Raw genomic sequence first — 18,364 nt, 5'->3', positions numbered from 1 at the left:
CGATGGCCGTCCTTCGGCGCACGACGCTGCGCCTCACCTTGTCCGACCAGGCCGCGGACCGCTACCCCACTGTCCCCTTCGAGGTCCCGCCCGGTGCCGAGTCCATCGGGGTGAGCATGGACCTGGGCACGCAGGAGGGCGTGGGCATCGACCTCGGCCTCCTGGGACCCGACGGCCTGCGTGGTTGGTCCGGAGGGGCGCGGATCTCCTACGTCGTCGAGCGCGATGACGCCACTCCCGGCTACCACCCGGGCGTCGTGCCCGGGCAGTGGGCGGTGCTCCTGGGCCTGCACCAGGTGCCCGCCGAGGGTGTGGACGTCACTATCACGGTGGTCTGCCCCGCCCGAGAGCACCCGGACCACGGCCCGCGCGAGGCCCCTGTCCGGCGCCTCCTACGGGGATCCGACCGGGGCCTGCCCGCTTCTCGGGGTCTGACCTGGTACGCGGGTGACCCCCACAACCACTGCCTGCACTCCGATGGGGAGCTGTCGCTGTGGGAGCTGGCCAACGAGGGCGTCAGGTCCGGGCTGGACTACCTGGGGTGCACCGACCACAACACGACCAGCCACCACCCCCACCTCGCCTCCGTCTCGCAGCGCCACGGCATCACCCTGGTGCCCGGCCAGGAGATGACCACCCACCGCGGGCACGCCAACGCCTGGGGCGAGATCGGCGTCATCGACTTCCGGGCCGAGGCCCGCACGTGGGTGGAGGAGGTTGAGCGCCGCGGCGGCTTCATGTCGATCAACCACCCGGTCGCCGACGACTGCTCGTGGCTGCACCCCCTGGAGCGCATGCCCCCCGGCGCCGAGCTCTTCCACGGCACCTGGTACCGCAATCTCACAGACACCTCGATCCTGGCCTGGGCGGCGATGCTGCCCGATGCCGTCGTGGTCCTCGGGGGCGGAGACTTCCACAACCGCTCCACCCCCCTGCGCCCGGGCATGCCCACGACCTGGATCGCGGCGGAGGAGTGCAGCGCGCCGGCCCTCATCGAGGCGATGGCGGCGGGCCGGACCATGGTGACCGGCAGCGCCCGCTACGTCGACGAGGAGGAGGCCCGCCCCGAACTGCTCAACTGTCCTGCCCTTGTGCGTCTGGGCGGCGTGGACGGGCACGGCGAGGAGGACCTCATGGCGGTGGATGCGACGGGGACCGTGCTCGTGGACCGGCTCGGTGCCCGCCTGGTGATCGATGAGGACCACCAGGTCGTGCGTGCACCGGCCGCGAGGGGACCGTACCGCCTTGAGACCGCCGGCCGGTGGGTCGTGGCCCTGTCCGCCTGAGGCGGCTCAGCCCCTCACAGGACGACGTCCTGGGTCGGCCTCGTCAGCTCGCCCGCGGGATGCGCCCTCACGATGTAGTCGCAGGCCCTGGCCGTCACCGCCATGATCGTCAGGGCCGGGCCCTCCGTCGAACCGGTAGGGAAGGAGGCCGCGTCCGTCACGAACAGGTTCGGCACGTCCCACGTCTGGCACACGCCGTTGAGCACGCTCAGCGCCGGGTCGTGGCCCATGCGGGCGCCGCCCGCCTCGTGGATCGACACGCCGTTCATCACCGACATGCGGATGCCGAGCCGGAAGATCGCACGCTGGACCGGGTTGAAGTCCGGCCACACCTGCTTGGAGTGGATCCCGAAGTTCGAGGCCACGAAGTTTGTGCGCAGGCCGGCCGCGTCCATCATCTCGTTGATGTCGCGCACGGCCGCCTTGACCATCCGGCGATCGTTGTCGTCGTTACGGATGACGATATGCGGCGCCGGCACGCCCCAGGCGTCCTTGATACGGCGCGACAGGGACAGGTGGTTGCCGTACTGGGGCAGCATCTCGATGCCCGCGCCGAAGCCGAACATGCCCGGGGCGTCCTCCGGGACGGGCACGCGGCCCGCCAGGCCCTGGAAGGAGTAACCGCGCTTGAAGGGCTCCGTCTGGCCGTGGAGGTTCTGGTAGCGGGGGATGAGGAAGCCGCCGCTGCCGCCGTAGAACGGGTCCGGCTCGGCCTGCGTCGACGGCCCGAAGTAGCCGGGGTGGCGAGGGTCGTCGCCGTAGCCCAGCGCCAGGGCCTGCTCGAGCAGGTAGCGGCCGACCAGGCCGCTGGAGTTGGCCAGGCCGTCCGGGTGGCGCGAGTCGCCCGAGTTGAGCAGCAGGCGCACGGACTCGAAGGCGGAGGCGCACAGCAGGACGATGTCCCCGACCACCTTGTGCTCCTGCTTGGTGCGGGCGTCGACGAAGACCGCGCCCGTCGCCAGGCCCGTGCGCGGGTCCGTCGTCACACGGGTGACGACGGCGTGTGTGCGGATCGTGAGATTGCCGGTCCTGCGGGCCTGGCGGATGCCCGGGGGCACGCGGTCGAGGAACGGCGCTTGGAAGCGGTAGCCGATGACGTGACGCTCGGGCCAGCGCTCCTCGACGACGCGCTTGAACTCCATCTCCATCTCGTTGAGGTGGGAGGGGCCGATGTACGTGCCGGGCGGAGGGTGCTCGACCCCCGGGTCGTCGTCGCCGTACAGGCCGACGAGCTCCTCGACCCGGTCGTAGTAGGGGGCGATGTCCTTGTACTCGAAGGGCCAATCGATGCCGACGCCGTCGAGGGAGGCCGCCTTGAAGTCGACGTCGCTCATGCGCTGGAGCACACGGCCGTAGGCGTGCATGCGCCCGCCCAGCAGCCGTGAGCGGATGTAGAGGAAGGGGGCGTCGAGCGGGTAGGTGTAGGGGTGCTCGGCGTCGTTGACGAGGAAGCGTGAGGACGTGTCCGAGTAGAAGGAGCGGCGCGCCTGGTTCCACTGGTGGTCCAGCAGGATGCGCTTGGCGCGCACCCCCAGGTCCAGCCCCATGCCCTTGGGCTCGCCGTAGACCGGGGGAGTGAAGTCCTTCTCGGTGAGCTCGCGCCCCGCCTCGAGCAACAGGACGCTCATGCCGGCCTCGGCGAGTTCTCGCACCGCCGTCGATCCGGCCGGGCCGGACCCGATGACGATCGCGTCGAAGTGACGGTCGATTGTGGGGGACATCTGTCCGCCTTTCTGCGCTCGGGGCGCTGTGGGCTGGTGCTGGGGCCGACGACGTCGGGGCCCGCGAGGAGGCGGTCTCCCGGCGTCGCTGCCGGATATCAATCAGGCTACGAAGGAGCCCCGCCGGACGGAGACCCCCATCGCCCGGCTTCTGCCCGCGGGAAGTGAAAGGGGGGGCGGCTCCGGCGCGAGCACCGCGGTTCCGCCCCTGTCGGGCGAAAGTGCGGCCGCCCTCGCCGTCGTCCCTCCTTCCTGCGCCGATAGCCTGACCGGGCCGGCCACCACCGCGACCGCCGTGGCCGGCGCCGACCCGGGTCACCCCCGCACCGCCCCGCAGAAAGCGCGTCACCCCATGCCCACGCCCACCTCGGCGAACCCCTACAAGGTCGCCGCCGTCGTCATGATCGGCTCCTTCATGTCGGTCCTCGACGGCACCATCATCAACGTCGCCGTCCCCGCCCTGCAGAATTACTACGCGAGTGCCGACGGCGTCCTGCCCGCCTACTCCTCGGTCGCCTGGACCATCACCGGCTACGCGCTCGCGACCGCCGCGATCATCCCGCTGACCGACTACGGCCTTAAGCGCATCGGCCACCGCTGGATGTACATCGGCTCCATTCTCCTGTTCACCGTGGCCTCCGTGGCCTGCGCCCTGGCCCCCAGCCTGGGAGCCCTCATCGCTCTGCGCGTCATCCAGGGCCTGTGCGGCGGCTGCATCATGCCGGTGGGCACCGCGCTCGTGGCCTCCGTCGCCGGGGCCCGGCTGGGCCGGATGATGAGCCTCATGGGCATCCCCATGCTCATCGCCCCGGTCATCGGGCCCGTCCTCGGCGGCTGGCTCGTCGAGGTCGCCTCCTGGCACTGGGTGTTTCTCATCAACGTACCCTTCGGGCTGGCCGCTGCGGGCCTTGGCCTTCTCCTGCTGCCCAGGGCCGCGGGCACGGGCGCCGTCCCCCTCGACCGGCTCGGCGTGCTGCTCATGTCCCCCGGTCTCGCCCTCGTCCTGTGGGGCGTGTCCAACGCCGGCTACGGCACCGCGCTCACCAGCCCGGTGGTGTGGGCCCCGCTCCTCCTCGGCCTGGTCATGGTGGCGCTGTTCGTGCGCCGCTCGCTCACGCTCGAGCACCCGCTGCTCGACCTCACCATCCTGCGCCTTCGCCCCTACCGCACGGCGATCCTCCTCGCCGTCGCCTTCCAGGCCGCCTTCACCGCCGACCTGCTGCTCCTGCCCTCCTACTTCCAGCAGGTGCGAGGCATGGGCGCTATGGCCACCGGCATGTTCATCGCCCCCACCGGGCTTGGTGCCCTCGTCACCATGCCGGTCGCCGCGAGCATGATCGACCGTCTCGCCCCGCGCCGGGTCATCCCCTGGGGTGTGGGCACGATGTTCCTGTCCCTGCTGCTGCTGAGCCAGGTCGGCGCGGGCACGAGCCTGTGGTACCTCGCCGCCATCATGACCCTCCAGGGCCTGGGCATCGGCGGCACGATGATGCCCGTGTCCACTGCGGCCCTGCAGGCCGTGCCTCGCCGCGAGGTCGGCAATGCCACCACCCTGTTCAACATCGGCCAGCAGGTCTTCGGCGCCGTCGGCATCGCGATCGTCTCCGTCGCTCTGGCTCTGCTTCTTGCTGCCACGGACCTGGGGGCCGCGACTGTCGCCGGTGAGCTGAGCGGTGCGACGCTGGAGGTTGGACGCCAGGAGGCGGCGGGGGCCTTCGCCTGCGCCTTCCGGGTGCCGACCGTCCTCATGGGGCTGGCCCTGTTCCTCGCCTTCCGCCTGCCGGCAGTCCGGGTTGTCCCCACCACCCCCGGTCCCTGAGCCTTCACTCAGTCAAGGTGTGCCGACGGCGTCGGCCGGCTCTCACACCATCGCTGAGGCCCGAGTTTTCATGCTGAGCCCTGACGCCTCCGGTCAGGCCTCGGTGTGACGGCTCAGGGCTCAGCGTGCGGCGGGACGCCGCCGCGGGGTGATGCGTGCTGCCAGGCGAAGGCGTGGATGAGTGCGCTCGTGCGGGCGCGCTGCGCACTCGTCGCAAAGCCCGAGTGCCCGCCCTCCGCCGTCTCCACGTACGTCACGTCCTGGCCCAGCGCGGCCAGCCGCCACGCCATCGTGCGCGCGTGCGCCGGATGGACACGGTCATCGCGCGTCGACGTCAGCAGCAGCACCGGCGGGTACACCCGCCCCTCCTTCAGCAGGTGGTAGGGCGAGTGCTCACGCATCCACTCCCACTGGGACTCGTCGTCGGGATCCCCGAACTCCGGCACCCAGGAGGCCCCCGCCAGCAGGTGCGAGTAGCGGCGCATGTCCAACAGCGGCACCTCCAGCACCACCGCCCCGACGCGCTCCGGGTGACGGGTGAGCAGCTCACCCGCCAGCAGTCCGCCCGCCGAGGAGCCGTGCACCACCACCGAGCCGGCCTCGGCCACGCCGCGCGCCACCAGGGAGTCGATGACCGCTGTGAGGTCCTCCAGCACGAGGCCACGGCCCCGGCCCTGCGTCGGTCGGTGCCAGTCGGGCCCGTACTCGCCGCCACCGCGCGTGTTCGCCACGACGTACGTGCCGCCGCGCTCCAGCCACGCCTTGCCGGTCACCGGCTCGTAGCCCGGGGTCAGGGCCGTGCCGAAGGCCCCGTAGGCGTGCACGAGGACCCGGCCCGGCCCACCCCCGGGCACCGGGCGCCCGATCTCGACGTAGGGCACGCGCGTGCCGTCCGCGCTCGTCGCCACATGCTGGCTCACCCGCACCCCGGTCGCGTCGAAGCGGGCCGGGGCCTGACGCACAACCGACATTCCCGTCATCTCACCCTGGTCGGTCAGCCGCGCCACCGTGAGGGTCGACGGCGTCGTCCACCCTGAGGCCGAGACCCACAGGTAGTCCGTTCCCGCCGGGTCCAGCGCTGCGGCCGACACGCTCAGCAGCGCGCGCCCCGGCCGCAGCAGCGTGTCGTCCTCCTCCGGGCGGCCGGGCAGGTCACTCGCGCCCGTGAGGTCGACCCAGTGGTGCGCCCAGGGCGTGCCCGGGGCCGAGCCCGCAGGCGCAGGCGTGCACACCTCAAGGCGGCCGGCGACGTCGTCGAGCACCGTGAGGACCAGGTGGTTGCGGGTCCAGGTGGCCGACAGCAGCGTCGTCGTCGCCGTCGGCTCGAACAGAACCTCAAGGTCGCGCCCGCCCGCCAGATAGGCGGCCAGGTCCGCGCCGAGCAGCGTGCCGGGGGCGTAGCTGCGCCCGCCGACCTCCCACGGCTCGCGCAGCTCGATGGTGAGCCAGTCGCGCCCGACCCCGGCGCTCGCGCTCTCGGGCACCTCAAGGCGGACCGCTCCGGCCGGCACCAGGTCGCCCTCGGCGGTGGGTGCGGGCAGGGCCGGGTGGGCCACGCCGTCGAGCGCAGCCCGAGCCGCCTGCTGACCGGTGGGGCAGACGACGTCGTCGGGCAGCAGCCAGATGCGGGTGCCGTAGAAGGAGGGCATCGTCGTCAGCCACGTGCGGCCCCAGGGGTCGCGCGCGGCCCCGGCTGCCACCGAGCCGGGGGCGGCCGTCACGAGGATCTCGGCCTCTTCGACGGCGGTGCCCCGCCCCAGGCGGCGTACCTGACGCGGGTAGCCGGCGGCCGACAGGGATCCCGGGCCGACGTCCGCCGAGACAATGACCGACTCGCCCTCCTCATCGCCCCACACCAGGGACCCTTTCGACGGCGGCCGGTGGAAGCCGCCGTCGTCTGGCCCGACGAAGCGCCGTGCGTCCAGGTCGTACTCGCGCGTGACGCTCGTGTCGGAGCCGCCGTCGGAGAGCGTGATGAGGGCGCGGCGGCCCGCGCGCGCACCGGTGGTGAGGACCTGGGCGCCGCCCCACACGAGCGGCCTGCCCCGTTCGGCCGCCAGGGCATCGAGGTCGAGGAGGGTCTCCCACTCGGTGGGCTCGGGGTCGCGGTCCGCCCGGGAGGGCGCGCCAGCCACGTAGGACAGCCACGAGGCGCGCCGCCAGAGGCCGCGCGGGTGCCCTGCGTCGGTCCACAAGCCGTAGACCATGCCCGCGCGGTGGGCGACGGGGGGAATGCGGTCGGGGGCGTCGAGGACTGCGGTGAGGTCCCGGGTCAGCTCCTCCAGGGCGGGTGAGGCCAGACGGGCCTCGGCCTGCGCGTTGCGTTCGGCCACCCAGGCCAGGGCCTGTTCCCCGCTGATGTCATCGAGCCAGGCGGGGGCCTGGGGCAGGGGGGTGGTGCTCGTCGTGGCGTGGGCGGTCACGTCGTCGTGCATGCGGTAATCCCAGCACGGTTGCACAGGTGTGACACGCCAGCCAGGAAACGATCTGCTCTCAGCGTGCACAACACGGTGCGGGGTGACGCCGTCGACGCCGTCGGTACCATCGGCGCCGCCGTCCACGTCAGATGGCGACGGCGGGCTGGCGGGCGCCGGGATCGCGGCACCACCTCCTTCTGCGCGCGGAATGCATCTGTGGTCCTGGGGTCAGGACGATCCATCCGGAACCACCTTCTTCTGCGCGCGGAATGCATAAGAGAATGAAGTGATGGGATATTGCCGTCGGACTTATCAGAGACAATCGGCACCAGGGGCCCAACCGGCCCGCACCACGCGCACGAGTCCCTTCCAGGGGCTCCATTCAACGAGGAGGAGCAGGGCAATGGCACTGAGCATCGGCGTCGACGTCGGCGGGACCAAGATCGCGGCCGGAGTGGTCGATGACGAGGGCAAGGTCATGGCCCGCCTCCAGAAGGACTCCCCGGCCAACAACCGCGACGCGATCATGACGACGATCATCGACTGCGTCAATGAGCTCAGGGCACAGGTTGAGGGCGTGGCCACCGTCGGCGTCGGCGCCGCCGGCTTCGTCTCCAGCGACCGCAACACCATGGTGTCGGGGACCAACCTCGACTGGACCGGCGTCAAGATCGGCGACGTTGTCTCCGCCGGCACCGGCCTGCCGGTCGTCGTCGAGAACGACGCCAATGCTGCCGGCTGGGCCGAGGCTCGGTTCGGGGTCGGTGCCGGGCGCTCCAACGTCCTCGTCGTGACGCTGGGCACCGGCGTCGGGGGCGCCGTCATCATCGACGGCCGCCTCGTGCGCGGTGCCGCCGGCTTCGCCGCCGAGATCGGCCACATCACCATCGTCCCGGGCGGCCGCCCCTGCGGCTGCGGCCTGCGCGGATGCCTCGAGCGCTACGGCTCGGGCACGGCCCTGGGCATGAACGGCTACGAGCTTGCCCGCTTCCGGCCCGACTACGCCGCCCGCATCATCGAGCTGTCGGGCGGCCAGGTGCGCGACATCTCCGGCAAGGCCGTGACGATGGCCGCGCGCGAGGGCGATGCCGCGGCGCTCGAGTGCTACGAGCAGCTCGGTGACGCCCTCGGCCAGGGGCTGGCGGACCTGGCGGCGGTCCTCGATCCCGAGGTCGTCGTGCTCACCGGTGGCATGACCGAGGCCGGCGCCATCCTCCTCGAGCCGGTCACGAAGGCCTTCTCCACCTACCTCACGGCCCGCTCGCGCCGCCCGGAGATCCCCGTGCTCATCTCCTCCTCCGGGCAGGACGCCGGTCTCATCGGCGCCGCCGACCTCGCCCGCGCCTGAGCGGCCGGGCGGCTGCTCGTTGAGCCCTGGCCTGTCTGGGTGATCTCGTCCCTCAGCTGGTGATCTCGTCCCTCGCCCTTCGATCTCGTTGCCTGCGCATTGATCTCGTTCCTTCAAGGAACGAGGTGGACCGCTAGGGAACGAGGTCAACGGGCGGGCAACGAGGTCAACGGCTGGGCAGCGAGGTCACTGGGCGGAAGTGTGAGCAGGGGCGTGGGTGGGGACGGGCGGCCAGCCAGCTCGTGAACACTTGCTTCGAGCGTGCGGGAACCATGCCCGGCAGACGGGCCGTGCCGGTGCCCTGGCGGGGTCAGGTCGATGACCACGGTGACGTACGTGTCGCCCGTGAGCGTGTGGCGCCACATAGGGGCTGCCCCTATGTGGTGTGTCAAGCGGCGGCGGGTGGCTCGTCCGGGACCCCTGTCGGTCACCTCCATCCTTCGCCTCGTTCCCCGTCGTCGATCTCGTTCGAGGGCCGTCGATCTCGTTCGCGAACCGTTGATCTCGTTCCCTCAACGAACGAGATCAACGCATGGGGAACGAGATCAACGCACGGGGAACGAGATCAACCCACGCACGCCGAGTCCGGTCGTAGGTGTGGGGATCGCGCGAGCTGCCGGAGCGGAGGCGGACTGTGAGAGCGGGAGCGGGCGCACGGGTGCGGGGGGTACCTCCCGTATGCCCGGGCCGACGGCGAGGGGGAGACGACCTCACTCGTGGAGCGGGCGCACGGGTGCGGGGGGTACCTCCCGTATGAGAGCGCAGCGGGGGGATCATCGACCTCGATGACCCTGACGCCGTCACAACCGGCCCGGCCTGTCGATCAGCACGCGCTTGCCCTCGGCCAGGACCGCCTCGTTGGCCGTGCTCCATGACACGCCAAGGCCCTGGGCCACCCGGGCCATGGACAGGTGCTGCACCACGATCCCGCTCAGGGCCCGCCTCAGGCCCGCCCGGGAGATCTTCGAGCGCGGCTGGGCCGCCGCCTGCGTGCTCTGGCGCCACACGTGAGCGCAACCGGCGCAGCGGTACCAGTGCACCCGCACCTGCAGCGTGGTGGGACGCCACCCCAGGGGTTCGCGCGGCGCTCGCGGTGGGTGGGGCGCCACCCCAGGGGTTCGCGCGGCGCTCGCGGTGGGCGGTGCGGCGCTCGCGATGACCGCACGGGGGTGAAGCGCACGGCGGTGCCCGAGGCGGTGGCCATGAGCATGCTGTTGACCGAGACATCCGTCCGGTTTGCCTTCCCGTGCGGGCTGAGGTCTACTTAGGGCGAGAATGATTCCCATTACCCGACGTCGGAAAGGTCCGTCCCATGGCCAGCCCCTTTGCCCACCTGCGCGAGTGGGAGCTCCGGCTCTCCCGCCTCGCAGGATCACGCTCCACAGCCTTGAGCGGGACCCGAGCCGCCGCTGCTTCCCTCGCCGCTCTCCTGAGCCTCCTGGCGGTCCTCGCCTTGGCCTTGGCGGGCGCTGTCCCGGCGCTGTCCCCGCAGGCGGCCGCCGTGCAGCCCGATGAGATGGACCGCGTGAGCTCCGGGCGAGTCAACCTCTTCCACCTGTACGGCACCGACCCCGAAACCAGGATGATCGGCCTGGGCATGACGGTTGACAACACCCCCGTCGCACCGGAGACGACCCTCATCTCCGTCCCCGGCGCCGCCGCCCCCATCACCGACCCGGCCCTCGTGGCTGCGGGCGCGACCTCCGGCTGGACCGTCGCCCCCGGCGGCCCGCTCACCCTGGGATGGGACGCCACCGGCGTCGCCTCGGCCCCCTTCCTCTACGACGGCTCGAACGTGCGCCTGAGCTGGACCGGCCCCCAGGGCGCCAAGGTCTTCCTCGCCCAGCCCGACCCCTCCGGTCAGACCGCCAACCTCACGTCCCTGCTGCGCTCCGGCTCGCTGGAGCTGGCCCCCGGCGTCGGACCCGACGACGAGGGCGTGGAATCCAACGACGTCCTCCAGGTGGGACGCCAGTCGGCGGGACAGGCCGAGGTCGCCCCGCTGACGGGAGCCGCCACGTGGGTCTTCACCCAGCCCGGCACCTACGTCCTGACCGCTACCGCGTACTCGGCGAGCACCACGGGGTTGGCCTCCTCTGCCCAGACTCAGGCCGTGACCTACACGATCCAGGTCGGCGAGAGCGCCCCGCAGCCGGAGGAGCCCGTCGTCGAGCCGGCGACGCAGCCCACCACTGACCCCGTCGTCGAGCCGACCACCGAGCCGACGACGCCCACCACTGAGCCGACCGTCGAGCCGACCACCGAGCCGACGACGACGCCCAGCGCCCCGGCCACCACGGCGCGCACGGCCCCGGCCGCCCCGGCCCCCGGCACCAACGCCTGCGCACTCCTCGGCAACACCGACGGCTTCGAGACCGTCCTCGACCACGGCCACGTCGACATGTTCGACCTCACGAGCGACGCCTCCGGCAACCTGTCCCTCCTGCTCAAGGAGGACGTCACCGGCCACGGCGTCCTGCACGATCCCAGCACCGTCCTGCTCTCGGTCAAGGAGAACTACACGGTCCCCGGCAGCGACGGCAAGCCCGCCCGCGAGGAGTCGACCTACACCACCCTGCCCCAGGACCTGCGCAACCAGATCCCGAGCCTGCCCACCGCCGGCTACGTCCTCGACGCCAACGGCACCGACCAGGCCCACATCGTGTGGCCCGGCTGGGACACGCTCTCCTCCCGCCAGGGCGGCTACACCGGCGCCACCTTCGAGGTGGGCTACACCGGCCCGGAGAACGGGACCATCCACGCCTTCGCCGGTGGCAGCCTGCTCGGTCTTGAGTCCGTGCTGTCCGACGGCGGCTACGCCCTGAACCCGGCGGGCTCGGTCATCACCCAGCCCTACCCGGCCCACAAGCACGTCACCTGGGTCTTCTCCCACGCCGGGCGCTACGTCCTGACCGTCAAGGCCACCGCCACCAAGGACGACGGCACCGCCGCCCAGACCAGCGAGCAGACGTACACCATTGACGTGGGCGAGCGCTCCAGCTGCGTGACCCCCGCCGCCCCGAAGCAGCCGGGTACCGCCCAGCAGTCCGGCGCCCGCACCGCCCTGCGCAGCGCGGGCGAGGCTGCGGCACCCACCAACGTCGTCGCCGCCCAGGACCCCTCCAACGTCGTCGCCGCCCCGGCCGCCTCCGTCCCTGGCGCCGGCAACAGCCGCGCCGGTGGCGCTGGCAGCGCTGGCGCCTCTCGCGCCGCCGCCTCCGGCCAGTGCGTCGCCACGACCATCACCCGTGAGGCCACCGAGGAGGAGGCCGCCCGTCTCGCCGGCTCCAACGCCTCCTCGGGATCCTCCGGCGCCACCGCCAACAGCGCGACGACGACCCTGACCTTCCAGGTGGGCCCCGGCGCCACCGGCACCGCCACCGAGGGTCACTTCGACCTCGGCCCCGCCATCGAGGACGGCACTCTTGTGGCCCGCATCAAGGACGACCGCAGCCAGCCCGCGAGCTGGGTCGCCCCTGAGTCCCTCACCTTCGCCCTGGGTGACGCGGCCGCGATTCAGGCTCCCGCTGCCCTGTCCTTCGTCGCGAACCAGGGCCAGACCGTGTGGATGATCCCCTCCACCCAGATCGCCGGCGTGCCCTGGCTGGGCATGAACTCCCAGCGCGAGGAGATCGTCAACGGCACCAAGGGTGGCGTGACCTTCAGCCTCGACGCCGTCAGCGGCCCCGGCAGGGTCGCCGTCTTCAACGCCGGCGCCCTCGGCGGTGGTGTGGGCGAGCACGTCTTCGACGGTGCGGGCAGTGCCTACCACCTGCCGGCCAACACCCACGCCCACCAGAACTGGGTGTTCACCGAGCCCGGCACGTACACGCTCACGCTCACCATGACCGTCACCCCCACCGGCGCGGACCTCAAGGGCTCCACCTCCGGTGCGGGCGGTGCGGGCGGTGCCGACGCCGCCGGGACCCTCACCCTCACCGGGGAGAAGGGCCCGGGCGGCCGCCCGATGGTCAAGGAGGTCGTCGGCCGCACGCCTGACGGCAAGCCCTGCGACCTCAATCTGGCGCGCACCGGTACCGACTCGGGCGACATCGTGCTCGCGTCCACCGCGCTCGTCATGGCCGGACTCGTCCTCGTGGCCGCTCGGCGCCGCAAGGCCGTGACCGCGTGACCTGCACTCCCCGGCACGGCCCGACCCGCAGGGCGGTGACCTCGGCGCTCCTCGTGAGCACCCTGGCCACCGCCCTGGCGGGTGGCTGCGCCCTGCCCGCCGGGGGGCTGGGCAGCATGGATCCCGCCACGGACGGCGTCCTCAACGTCGTCGCCACCACCGGCATCCTCGCGGACCTGGCCCGCAACGTCGCCGGGGACCGCGCCCGCGTCACCCAGATGGTGCCCGACGGCGCCGACCCCCACTCCTGGGAGCCCTCCCTGCGTTCCGTGCGCGACGTGGCCTACGCCGACCTTGCGCTGTCGAACTACCTCCTGCTGGAGGAGCACGCCCTCATCCGCACCCTCGACTCGAACCTGCCGCCCTCGGCCATGAGCGTGTCCGTCGCGGAGGAGGCCGCCAAGAACGGGGCCACGATCCTGCCCCTCGTGGAGGACCGCTCCCTGGACACCGTCTGGTTGGGCATGCGGGTGCTCGGCGACGGCGCCTCCCACGGCGCCAACCGCTCCTCCACCGTGGACCTGACCCTCACCGCCGCCGAGGGCCCCGGCCATGCCAGCGCCTACCTCGTGACCTCCTTCGGCGCCCCGGAGATCGGCTTCACCACCTCTGACGGCGTGAGTGCCGACGCCGACACCTCCCTCCTTCCGGCCGACGCCCACCAGCACATGTCCTGGGCTTTCACCAAGCCCGGCATCTACCGGCTCACCTTCAGCGCCGTGCTCCACCCCGACGGCACCCGCTCGACGGACGGCGCCGCACCCGTCGAGCTCGGCTCGGCCACCGCCGTCTTCGCCGTCGGCGTCTCCGGGGCTGAGGTCGCCGCCGCCGAGGGACGCAGCCTGCTGGGGGCCGGGCACGCCGACCTCACCGCGAACCTGTCCGCCACGGCCGGAAAGGGGCAGACGGGTGGCGTGAGCCTCGCTGTCGACACCGCCTCCCTGCCCGAGGATCTGGCCGAGCGCGCCCAGGACGCAGGCGGTCTCGCGGCCGCCATGAGCGTCGTCAACCTCGACGACGTCGTCCTCGAGGTCCCGCCCCGCACCCTGACCCAGGTGCCCGGCAGCAGTGGCTACCGCTTCGTGGGCGAACCCGGCTCCGACGTCTACATCCTGCCCCAGGCGGTTCTGGGCAAGCACGTCCACGGCGACATCGACCCCCACCTGTGGCACGACGTCCACAACGCCGCCGCCTACGTGCGCGTCATCGAGGAAGCCCTCATCGCCGTCGACCCCGACGGCGCCGACACCTACCGGGCCAACGCCTCCGCTTACCTCACCCGCCTTGAGGAGCTCGATGAGGAGGTGACCGCGACCCTGGCCACCATCCCTCAGGACCGGCGCCACCTCGTGACCACCCACGACGCCTACGGCTACCTTGCCAACGCCTACGGGCTGAGCGTCTCCGGCTTCATCGCTCCCAACCCGGGGGTCGAGCCCAGCGTGGCCGACCGTGTGCGCCTGGCCGCCACCCTGCGCGACCTCGACATCCCAGCCGTCTTCCTCGAGCCGAACCTGGCCCGCACCCGCTCGGTGCTGCGCTCGGTCGCCGAGGAGGCCGGGGTGGCGGTCTGCCCCCTGTACGGCGACACCCTCGACGAGGCCGCCCCCACGTACATCGACATGATGCGGTTCAACGCCGACTCCCTCGCCCAGTGTCTGGGCGCCACCCCCTCCAAGGAGAGACCATGACTGACCTCCCGCGCGCCCGGAGCTCCGCCCGCCTGGTGGCCGGAGCCCTGCTCGCCCTGGGCCTGGCAGCGCCTGCGCTGACCGCCCCCGCCCTCGCGGCACCGAGCACCCCCGGCACCGTCGGCACCACCGGTGCCACTGGCACCGTCCAGGGCCCGGCGGCCGTGGCCCCGGGCGTCGTGCGCCCGGCCACCACCACCCCGACGGCGGACGCCCAGGACCCCGACCTGCAGCAGACCGTCACCTCCGGCGAGTCCGTGGGCCAGGGGGCCGCCGTCATCGACGTCGGCCACGTCGACCTCGGCCCCCGCTACGTCGACGGCCAGTGGCAGGTCATGATGCGCGACGACTCGGGCCCCGCGCCCGTGTGGCGCAACCCCGCCGAGGTCGTCCTGCGCGTGCGCGACACCGCCCTGCTGCCCGCCCCCACGGACAAGGCCTACGCCTTCATGAAGGCCGAGGAGGGTCAGCAGTGGTACGTCATCCCCCAGACCCAGGCCGCCGACGTCGTGTGGCTGGGGTGGAACACCCAGGACCCCGGCGTCGTCAACGCCGTTGACCGCGGTGTCACCATGACGATCGGCCCCGTCGAGGGTCCGGGCCGCTCCTGGATGTTCACCCAGTCCGGCACCTTCGGTGAGCCGCTGCTGCTCGTTGACGGCCAGAAGCACGAGCCGCAGGACGTGTGGGTGGACGCCAACACCCACGTGCACGCCAACTGGGTCTTCACCGAGCCCGGCGTGTACACGGCCGCGCTGTCCTTCAGCGCCACCACCCCTGAGGGCACTGAGCTGAGCGGATCGACCCTCCTGCGCTTCGCCGTCGGCGATGCGACGAGCACCGATGAGGCCCTGGCCGCCCCGGCCCCCACCGCACTCGGCTCCGAGGCCACCGCCCAGGATGGCGCCACACCCGCCGCCGCTGGTGCGATGGAGGCCGACGACGCCGCCTCCGCCGAGACCGGCACCCGCGGTCCATCCTCCGGCCTGCTGTGGGCGGGCGGCGCCGCCGTCCTCGTCGCCCTCGGGGTGCTTGCCGCGCTGCTGGCCCGCCGCAACCGCACGGTCGCCCGCGAGCAGCGCGAGGCCCGCCAGTGGGCGGACACACAGGACTCCCTCAGCGCTGACGCCGACATCGAGGAGGACACGCGTGACGGCGACGAGTGACGAGCAGCTGCCGCTGGAGGTCCATGGCCTGGCCGTGGACCTCGGTGGCCGGACGGTCCTCAGGGACGTTGACCTTGAGGTACGCCCCGGCGAGCTCGTGGGCCTCATCGGCCCCAACGGGGCCGGCAAGACGACCCTCCTGCGGGCCGTGTTGGGCCTGACCCCCCGGCGCGCGGGCACCGTCACGACGGCGGATGCCACCCCCAGCGTCGGCTACGTCCCCCAGCGCCACGAGTTCGCCTGGGAGTTCCCCCTCACCGTGCGTGAAGCCGTCATGTCCGCCCTGACCCTGCGCCTGGGGCTCATCAGCCGCCCCCGCCTGAAGCACCAGCAGGCCGTCGAGCGGGCGCTCGGGCGGGTGCGCATGAGGAACCTGGCGGACCGTCCCGTCGGTGAGCTCTCCGGTGGGCAGCGCCAGCGGGTCCTCGTGGCCCGCGCCCTGGCCCTGAGCCCGAAGCTCCTGCTCCTGGACGAACCCTTCACCGGCCTCGACATGCCCACCCAGGAGATGCTCGGGGACCTGTTCCGCGAGCTCGCCCACGAGGGCTGCGCCGTGCTCATGACCACCCACGACCTCGTGGCCGCGCGCGCCCAGTGTGACCGCCTCTACCTCGTCGCCGGGACCGTCATCGCCTCCGGCACGCCCGCCGACCTGTCGAGCCCCGACCCCTGGGTGCGGACCTTCCGCTTGCGCGAGGGCAACCCGCTGCTGACGGCCCTGGGGGTGTCCTGATGCTCACGCCTCTCGACTTCCTCATGGACCTGTTCAACCCGGTCCTGGCCTTCCTGCCCCGGGCGCTGCTCATGGCGGTCGCGTCCGCCATCGTGTGCGGGCTCGTCGGCGTCCACGTGGTCCTGCGTGGTATGGCCTTCATTGGCGACGCCGTCGCCCACGCCGTCTTCCCCGGGCTCGCTATCGCCTTCATCCTGTCCGGCTCCCTCGTGCTGGGTGGGGCCGTGGCGGGTGTGACGACGGCGGTGCTCGTTGCCCTGCTGAGCCAGTCCAGGCGGCTGAAGGAGGACTCCGTCATCGGGGTCCTGTTCGTCGGGGCCTTCGCCCTCGGCGTCGTCATCATTTCGCGGGCGCCCGGCTACGCCGGCAGCCTCCAGGACTTCCTCTTCGGCTCCATCACGGGCGTGCCCGCCTCGGACGTGCCCGTGGTGCTTGCGGGCGGAGGACTCGTCGTCGGCCTCATCCTGCTCCTGCACCGCCCGCTCACCGCCGTCAGTCTCGATCGGGAGACCGCCCGGGCGGCCGGGGTGCCCGTGCTCCTGCTCGACGTCGCCCTCTACACGGCCGTGTCCCTCGCCGTCGTCATCTCTGTGCAGACCATCGGCAACGTCCTGGTCCTCGCGCTGCTCGTGACGCCCGCGGCCACCGCGCGCCTGCTCACCGACCGGCTCACGACGATGCTGTGGCTCGCCCCGCTCATCGGAGCCCTGGGTGGCGTCGTCGGCCTCTACCTGTCCTGGTCCGTGGATGTGCCCACCGGGGCAACGATCGTCCTGCTGCTCACCGCGGCCTTCGCCCTCGCCTGGCTGATTGCCCCGCGTCACGGCGCGCTCGTGCGGCGGCTGTCGCTGCGCAGTCGCGCCGCCGCCAGTGCGCGGGCGTAACGGGGGCCGATCTCCTGCTCGGTGACGCTGCGCCCGTCGTAGGTCCAGGTCAGCAGGTTCTCGAGGCTGAAGGTGCGCCCGCAGAGCGCGCAGGCCAGCGGGACGGTGGGGCGCCGCAGACGCGCCACCGTGTGGCCTGCGGGGCAGGTCCCGCGCCAGCGGCCCTCGACCTGCGGTGCCTGGCGGGGCACGAGGCGTCGGCCGCTCGCGCCTAGGCGCTGGGCCTCCGCCCGCCACACGGCGTCGTGCCCGTGATGGGTGCCGACGCGCGCGTGGGCGATCTCATGCAGGACGGTCTCGCGGACCTCGGTCTCGTCGTACAGGACCATGAGGGCGCGCGAGAGCGTGATGCGGCGGCGGGCGTGGTCTGTCAGGCCGGCGCGCCTGCGGGCCCGGTCGAGCTCGAGCCCCCAGTCGCCGACCCCGTGCTCCTGCATGAGGGCGCGCGCGAGGGCAAGTGCGGCGGGGATCTCCATGCCCGGAGACTAGCGAGCGGCGTGCCCCACCCTCTCGGGTGTGGCAGCATGGCCACGATGAGCGACCAGCAGGACTCCAAGCAGACTGCGGGGCAGCCCGACGGCGTGGGGCGTCACCGTGCCGCACCCCCGACGGAGCGGGCCACGAGGGTCTCGCGCGCCTCCGGCCGCCACCGGGCTCCCGATCCTGTGGCTCCCGTGGCTCCCGGCGAGCCAACCCCTCCGGCAGCACCGGCAGCGCGGACGACAGGGGCCGCTGAGCCCGCGCGTCGCGCCCCCCGCACCCGACGCGCCGCCCGGGCCGCCCGGGCCGCCGCCCCAGCCGAGCCGACTCGCGCTGCTGCACCCGCCCGGACAGCGTCATCTCCCGCCGAACCGAAGCGCGCTGCCGCACTGTCCCGGGCCGCCGCCTCTGCCGCCGCCCCAGCCGAACCGAAGCGCGCTGCCGCACCCGCCCGGACAGCGTCATCTCCCGCTGAGCCGACTCGCTCTGCTACACCTTCCCGGGCCGCCGCTCCTGCTACCGCTCCCGCCGAACCGAAGCGTGCTGCTGCACCCGCCCGGGCTGCCGCCTCTGCCACCGCTCCCGCTGAGCCGAAACGTGCTGCTGCACCCGCCCGGGCTGCCGCCTCTGCCACCGCTCCCGCCGAGCCGAAACACGCGGCCGCACCTGCCCGGCCGACGTCGTCTC

The 18,364-nt window shown here is 72.5% G+C and carries 11 protein-coding genes and 2 pseudogenes; 8 read left to right on the top strand and 5 right to left on the bottom strand.

Annotation, left to right across the window (positions count from 1 at the left end):
• Nucleotides 1–2 precede the first annotated feature (2 nt).
• Nucleotides 3–1,286 carry a CehA/McbA family metallohydrolase gene (locus ID810_RS11035; protein WP_166857233.1) on the top strand — a complete coding sequence of 428 codons (1,284 nt, stop codon included), beginning with the start codon at nucleotides 3–5 and terminating at the stop codon, nucleotides 1,284–1,286.
• Nucleotides 1,287–1,300: 14 nt separating this feature from the next.
• Here the strand turns inward: ID810_RS11035 and ID810_RS11030 are convergent, their stop codons facing one another.
• Complete coding sequence (locus ID810_RS11030; protein ID WP_166857235.1) at nucleotides 1,301–3,007, bottom strand: GMC oxidoreductase; 1,707 nt, start codon at nucleotides 3,005–3,007, stop codon at nucleotides 1,301–1,303.
• 352 nt (nucleotides 3,008–3,359) lie between these two features.
• Between ID810_RS11030 and ID810_RS11025 the strand changes: the two genes are divergently transcribed.
• Nucleotides 3,360–4,826 (top strand): DHA2 family efflux MFS transporter permease subunit, encoded by a 1,467-nt coding sequence (locus ID810_RS11025; RefSeq protein ID WP_166857237.1) that lies wholly within the window; start codon nucleotides 3,360–3,362, stop codon nucleotides 4,824–4,826.
• Between the two features lie 113 nt (nucleotides 4,827–4,939).
• On the opposite strand, the gene ID810_RS11020 is transcribed toward ID810_RS11025, so the two are convergent.
• The gene (locus ID810_RS11020) at nucleotides 4,940–7,261 is read right to left on the bottom strand and encodes a prolyl oligopeptidase family serine peptidase (protein WP_166857239.1); all 2,322 of its coding nucleotides are present in this window, start codon (nucleotides 7,259–7,261) and stop codon (nucleotides 4,940–4,942) included.
• Between the two features lie 385 nt (nucleotides 7,262–7,646).
• On the opposite strand from ID810_RS11020, the gene ID810_RS11015 reads away from it, so the two are divergent.
• Nucleotides 7,647–8,591 carry an ROK family glucokinase gene (locus ID810_RS11015; RefSeq protein ID WP_166857241.1) on the top strand — a complete coding sequence of 315 codons (945 nt, stop codon included), beginning with the start codon at nucleotides 7,647–7,649 and terminating at the stop codon, nucleotides 8,589–8,591.
• A 220-nt stretch (nucleotides 8,592–8,811) separates the two neighbouring features.
• On the opposite strand, the pseudogene ID810_RS11010 reads toward ID810_RS11015, so the two are convergent.
• Both ID810_RS11010 and ID810_RS11005 read right to left on the bottom strand, forming a co-directional pair.
• A pseudogene (locus ID810_RS11010) lies at nucleotides 8,812–8,956 on the bottom strand (ISL3 family transposase); the annotation flags it as partial.
• 407 nt (nucleotides 8,957–9,363) lie between these two features.
• Nucleotides 9,364–9,682: pseudogene (locus tag ID810_RS11005) on the bottom strand (ISL3 family transposase); the annotation flags it as partial.
• 221 nt (nucleotides 9,683–9,903) lie between these two features.
• Between ID810_RS11005 and ID810_RS11000 the strand changes: the two are divergent.
• From ID810_RS11000 to ID810_RS10985, 5 genes are read left to right on the top strand one after another with little or no spacing between them, the layout of a single operon-like run.
• Nucleotides 9,904–12,723, top strand: coding sequence for a TIGR03773 family transporter-associated surface protein (locus ID810_RS11000; RefSeq protein WP_243856648.1), 2,820 nt, complete (start codon nucleotides 9,904–9,906; stop codon nucleotides 12,721–12,723).
• On the top strand, nucleotides 12,720–14,414 hold the full coding sequence (locus tag ID810_RS10995; protein WP_243856650.1) for an anchored repeat ABC transporter, substrate-binding protein: 1,695 nt from the start codon (nucleotides 12,720–12,722) through the stop codon (nucleotides 14,412–14,414). The genes ID810_RS11000 and ID810_RS10995 overlap by 4 nt, the downstream gene beginning before the upstream one ends.
• Nucleotides 14,411–15,580, top strand: coding sequence for a choice-of-anchor M domain-containing protein (locus tag ID810_RS12545; RefSeq protein ID WP_166857243.1), 1,170 nt, complete (start codon nucleotides 14,411–14,413; stop codon nucleotides 15,578–15,580). Before ID810_RS10995 ends, ID810_RS12545 begins: the two co-directional genes overlap by 4 nt.
• Nucleotides 15,564–16,313: an anchored repeat-type ABC transporter ATP-binding subunit gene (locus tag ID810_RS10990; protein WP_235931443.1), complete on the top strand. Its 750-nt coding sequence runs from the start codon at nucleotides 15,564–15,566 to the stop codon at nucleotides 16,311–16,313. The genes ID810_RS12545 and ID810_RS10990 overlap by 17 nt, the downstream gene beginning before the upstream one ends.
• The gene (locus tag ID810_RS10985; protein ID WP_166857245.1) at nucleotides 16,313–17,197 is read left to right on the top strand and encodes an anchored repeat-type ABC transporter permease subunit; all 885 of its coding nucleotides are present in this window, start codon (nucleotides 16,313–16,315) and stop codon (nucleotides 17,195–17,197) included. The genes ID810_RS10990 and ID810_RS10985 overlap by 1 nt, the downstream gene beginning before the upstream one ends.
• Here the strand turns inward: ID810_RS10985 and ID810_RS10980 are convergent.
• Nucleotides 17,134–17,673: a SprT-like domain-containing protein gene (locus ID810_RS10980; protein WP_166857247.1), complete on the bottom strand. Its 540-nt coding sequence runs from the start codon at nucleotides 17,671–17,673 to the stop codon at nucleotides 17,134–17,136. The genes ID810_RS10985 and ID810_RS10980 overlap by 64 nt on opposite strands.
• Nucleotides 17,674–18,364 lie beyond the last annotated feature (691 nt).

Source organism: Actinomyces respiraculi (assembly GCF_014595995.2).
Classification (GTDB): Bacteria; Actinomycetota; Actinomycetes; order Actinomycetales; family Actinomycetaceae; genus Actinomyces; species Actinomyces respiraculi.
Note: the sequence above shows the minus strand (reverse complement) of the source record. Positions and strands in the feature narration are given on the sequence as shown.